Origin of the sequence: Archangium sp. (assembly GCF_036388035.1) — a bacterium.
Taxonomy (GTDB): Bacteria; Myxococcota; Myxococcia; order Myxococcales; family Myxococcaceae; genus Archangium.
Genome location: NZ_DASVSO010000117.1, coordinates 1 through 4,777, shown reverse-complemented (window position 1 = coordinate 4,777; position 4,777 = coordinate 1). Strand labels below are relative to the sequence as shown.

Below are 4,777 nucleotides of genomic sequence, written 5' to 3'. Positions count from 1 at the left end.
GCCGAGGATGGTCTTCCCCGCCCCGGGCGCGCCGGTCACCATGTAGGTGCCCCCGTGCATCCACCCGCCCTTCAGGACAGTGTCCAGGCCGGCGGATCCGGTGGGGACCCGTCGGACGGGCTCCTCGGAGAGCTCGGCTTCGTTCACGCTCACTGCTCCTCTCGCCGCGGGGGCTGGCCCCGGACACTATCCGCCCTGATTGGAAAATGAGGTTTTTTCCGCTGCGAGTGTCCGAAGGTGCCCGAACGTTCAGGGGATGGAGTGTTGGCTCTCAGACACTCCCTTGGAGCCGCTCGCGCAGCACGTGTTTCTGCACCTTGCCGAGCGCGTTGCGGGGCAGGGCCTCCACGAAGACGACGCGCCGCGGCTTCTTGAAGCTCGCGAGCCGGTCCTTGCACCAGTCCACCAGCACCTGGGCCTCGGGGGCGGGCTGGCCGGTGGGGGGGACGACGACGGCCACCACCTGCTCGCCGAAGTCCGCATCCGGCAGGCCCAGCACCGCCACCTCGGCGACGCCCGGGTGCGAGGCGAGCACCTCCTCCACCTCGCGCGGGTACACGTTGAAGCCGCCGCTGATGATGAGCTCGCGGGCGCGGCCGGTAATATGGAAGTAGCCGTCCGAGTCCCGCAGGCCCAGGTCTCCGGTGCGAAACCACCCCTCGGGGTCGAAGGACTCGGCGGTGGCGTCCGGGCGCTGCCAGTAGCCGGCGAAGACGTGGGGGCCGCGCACTTCAATCTCCCCCGTCTCTCCGGCGGGCAGGGGCTGGCGGGTGCGCACGTCCACCACCCGCGCCTCCTGGCCGGGGTAGGGCATGCCCACGGTGCCGGGGCGCCGCTCGCCCTCGTAGGGGTTGGTGGTGTTCATGAGGGTCTCCGTCATGCCGTAGCGCTCGAGGATGCGCTGGCCGAACGTCTCCTCCACCTCGTGGAAGAGCTGGGGGCTGAGCGGGGCGGAGCCGGAGACGAGCAGCCGGAGGGCACGGGGGCGGAGGCCGGTGCGGCGCGCCTCCTCGACGAGCCGGCCGTACATGGTGGGCACGCCGAAGAACATCGTCAGCGAGGCGTCGTCGCGCAGGGCGGAGAGCACCTCGGAGGCGACGAAGCGGCGGCGCAGGTCCACGCTGCCGCCGGAGTAGAGCGTGCCGTGCAGGCCCACCATGAGGCCATGGGTGTGGAAGAGGGGCAGGGCGAGCAGGAGCCTGTCGGAGGCCGTCCAGCGCCAGGCCTCGGTGACGGCGCGCACGTTGGCGAGCAGGTTGCGGTGCAGCAGCATGGCGCCCTTGGAGCGGCCGGTGGTGCCCGAGGTGTAGCCGAGCACGGCGAGCTGCTCGCCCTGGGGCAGGGGAGGGGAGACGGTGGGGTCGCCCTCGGCGAGGAGCGCGTCGAAATCGACGGTGGGCCAGGGCACGGGCGCGGGAGTGGGCTCCCCGGTGACGAGCCACTCCAGCGCGGGGAGCTGGGCCTGGAGGGGCGCGAGCTCGGCGGCGCCCGAGGCCCCGGTGACGCAGGCGCGGGCCCCGGAGTCGGCGAGGATGTGGCCGAGCTCCACCTGGCGGTACTGCGTGTTGACGAGGACGACGACGCCGCCGGCGGACTGGGTGCCCAGGTAGGAGACGACGAAGGCGGGGCTGTTCTCCAGGAAGAGGGCCACGCGCTCCCCGGGTTTCAGCCCTCGGCGCTGGAGGGCGCTGGCGAAGGCGGCGACGTCGCGGGCGAGCTGCCCGGCGGTGAAGCGGCGCTGCTCGAAGTCCAGGACGGGTCGCTCGGGCGCCTGGCGGGCCCGGGTGAGGAAGGTCTCGAGGAGGGAGGACGCCATGGGCGCGGAAGGTACTTCCGGCGGGCCCGTTCCGCATCCGTGTTCCGCACCGCGCTGCCCGCTCGTTCTCCTGGGGCGCGGTGGCCCGCCAGGGAGGACTACTTCTTGTATTCGAAGGGATACGGTAGGGAGCGGGCGGGTAGCTGCTTCTGGAGTTGGTACAGCCTGGAGTAGAGCGTGACAGGCGGCTCTGGTGAGTCGGGGAACCGCTTGGAGTGCACGGCGATGGCCTGTTCGTAGAGACGAACCGCCTCCGGGATGTTTCCCCGAAGGACGGCGAGTTCCCCACTCATCGCCAGACCATCAATGCTTTCCGGGTCTTCCGCGAGGTGGGCCGCGATGACACGCGCTGCCTCGTCGACCTCCCCACGAACGAGGTGGAAGTCGCTGAAGACCATCATCTTCTGTTCCTTGAACTCCAGGGACAGCGGGGTGGGCTCGTCCAAGAGCGTCAACAGGACCGCAGGGGAGCGCACGGTGCCCTTCCATGCTCCTTCCGGTGTTGCGTCTCCGGAGGTGAGGACAGCGGCAATCCTGTACTGGCCAGACGCCAGCTTGGATGCTTCAGCGGGTGAGAGCGTCCAGAGCAGCTCGCCTGCGTGCTCCATGTCGAGCGTGAGGCTGGAGGGCGGTCGCTCGAGGAGCGTGACGGGCCATGTTGATACCGTGCCCGACTCCCCTGTCACCTCCAATTGAAAGAGGTCCGCCCAGCTCGAAGGTGCCGCCACGATGAGGGGGGGGACCGATGGGGGCCGCTGGCCAAGCCGCATCGCGCTGGGATGGGTGATGGATGCTTCGATGACGAGTGGCCATCCGCGATAGCTCGTGAGTTCTGCGGTTTGGTTGATTGAGACAGAAAGACGCGGTTTGGGTGGCGGCTTGGTTGACTTTGTCGTGGAAACGTTTGGTCGTATGGGGGCCTGTGGCTTCGGAACCGGCGGCTCCTGATGCTTGCCGTCATCACCCCAGCACAAACTGGCCCCCAAGTATGCGCAGAGGGCCGTAACAACGATGAGCGAGCGACAATTCATGGGCCCTTGACGTCGAGGATGCTTGTGGAGATGTGGCTGACGAGAGCTGCCAGGCGGTGAAGCTCTGCTCCCCGGGAGACAGGGGAGACCACCGGCGAAGACCATGTGGCTATTTTTTGTAGAGGTACTCGAGGGGAGGAGGTGGGTACTGGGACGGTAGCTGCTCTCGGAGTTGGCGCAGCCTGGAGTATAGTTCAATGGGGGGTTCGGGCGAGTCGGGGAACCGCTTGTCATGCGCGTCAATGGCCTGCTCGTAAGCGCGGATCGCCTCGGGGATGTTTCCCCGCACAATGGCGAGCTCTCCACTCAGCGCCAGGCCAGCAATACTTTCCGGATTCTCGGAGAGGTGCTCCGTGATGATACGCGCTGCTTCGTCGACTTCACCGCGAATGAGATAGAAGCGGCTGAAGACCCGCAGTTTTGCCTCCTTGACCACCGGGGGCATGGGGGCAGGCTCGTCGAGGAGGCTCATGAGAACTGGATTCGAGCGCGCGGTGCCCTTCCACGCTCCTTCCGGCGTTGCGTTTCCGGCAGTGAGGACAGCGGTAACCCTGTAGTGGCCAGACGCCAGCTTGGCTGCATCCGCAGGTGAAATCGTCCAATAAAGTTCGCCTGCCTGCTTCAAATCGAGGTCGATGCTGGAGGGTGACCGATAAAGGAGTACGAAAGGCCAGGCCAGTTCCGCGCCCGATTCCCCTTTCACCTCGAGGTGGAAGAGGTCTGACCAACTCGACGGCGCCGCCAGCTTGAGGGGGGAGACCGACGCAGGCTGAGCACCCAACTCCATCGCGCTCGGGTGAGTGATGATGGCTTCGATGACGAGTGGCCATCCACGGTAGCTGTTGAGCTCTGCCGTCGTGTTGACCGTGATGGATAGACGTGGTTGCGGTGGCGGCTTGGTCCGCTTTGTCGTGGAGACGGTCGGTCGTATGGGGGCCTGTGGTGTTGGGGCGGGCGGCTCTATCTGCTTGCCGTCGTTGCCCCAAGACGAGCAGGCCCCTAAGGATACGGAGAGGGCCGTCATGAAAGCGATTGAGCGGAAGCTCGTGGGCACTCTAGCGTGGAGCATGGTTGTCGAAGAAGTCATTCACACATACTTGGTGGAGGCAATTGCCTCGATTGGGTGCGGCATCCCCATAGCGAGGGTGAGGAATGCGACCAGGAGCGTTGATATTTGTTCCTGTGCGGCTGGTGCAGAGCGCCTGCCCTAGTGTCTCGGGATCTGACGGAAAAAGGCGGTACTTGGGGTCCGCCACCGAGACAGTCGCGTGTGCAAAGGCATAGCGCATGAGACATCCCACGTTGCCGCTGTGCTGCCCACCCGTCTTGGCTATGTAGACCTTGAATGGTAGTTTGGCAGAGGGAATAAAGAATTCATTCATCGCAGGGGTGTCGTCGAAAAGGCGTAGAGGTTTCGTTGTACCTGCGGGGGACACTTCCGCGATATCTGCACCATCCGCTTGCCATTCGACCTCCTTTAGGTCTACGTCGCCATGGTGATAGATATTGTTGGTGTGTCCCAGTTCGTGGGCGATAGCAGTATCAAACTGCCGGTCCGGAATTTTTCCTTGGGTCGGGATTAGTACACCTCCAGAACCCAACTTGAGCGTGCGGCTTTGGCGGGTATAGGTGGGGGGGAACTCCACCTGAATAACATTTTTGGGAACCGTTGGGCCTTTTGTCCGGGTGCGTGTAAAGGGCACCTCTCGTTCGGTTTCGACGAGCCGCACCATTTTCACCAAGTGCTGATCGACCCGATGAAGGCGTGCATCGGGATGGGATTGGAAGTTGATGACACGATCCTTTCCCGTTTCGATGGAGGCGCGAATATCATGTATTGCAAGGCCCGAGGCATTGGCGTAAATGCCAAGTCCTGGCTTTGCCTCGTCGCCAATGAGGTTGTAGACGAAGAAATCTCGCTTGTTCGGAG

Annotated in this window: 5 protein-coding genes; all 5 read right to left on the bottom strand. The window is 64.8% G+C overall.

Features of this window, described 5'->3' with window-relative positions:
• On the bottom strand, window positions 1-147 hold a 147-nt coding region (locus VF697_RS05155; protein ID WP_331092362.1), incomplete at its 3' end, for an ATPase domain-containing protein.
• A gap of 124 nt (window positions 148-271) precedes the next feature.
• Window positions 272-1,816, bottom strand: a complete 1,545-nt coding sequence (locus tag VF697_RS05150; protein WP_331092361.1) for an AMP-binding protein — start codon at window positions 1,814-1,816, stop codon at window positions 272-274.
• A gap of 98 nt (window positions 1,817-1,914) precedes the next feature.
• Window positions 1,915-2,544 carry a hypothetical protein gene (locus VF697_RS05145; protein ID WP_331092360.1) on the bottom strand — a complete coding sequence of 210 codons (630 nt, stop codon included), beginning with the start codon at window positions 2,542-2,544 and terminating at the stop codon, window positions 1,915-1,917.
• Window positions 2,545-2,956: 412 nt separating this feature from the next.
• Complete coding sequence (locus tag VF697_RS05140; protein ID WP_331092359.1) at window positions 2,957-3,871, bottom strand: hypothetical protein; 915 nt, start codon at window positions 3,869-3,871, stop codon at window positions 2,957-2,959.
• 31 nt (window positions 3,872-3,902) lie between these two features.
• Window positions 3,903-4,777, bottom strand: an 875-nt coding sequence (locus VF697_RS05135; protein WP_331092358.1) for a hypothetical protein, incomplete at its 5' end; no start/stop codon positions are given.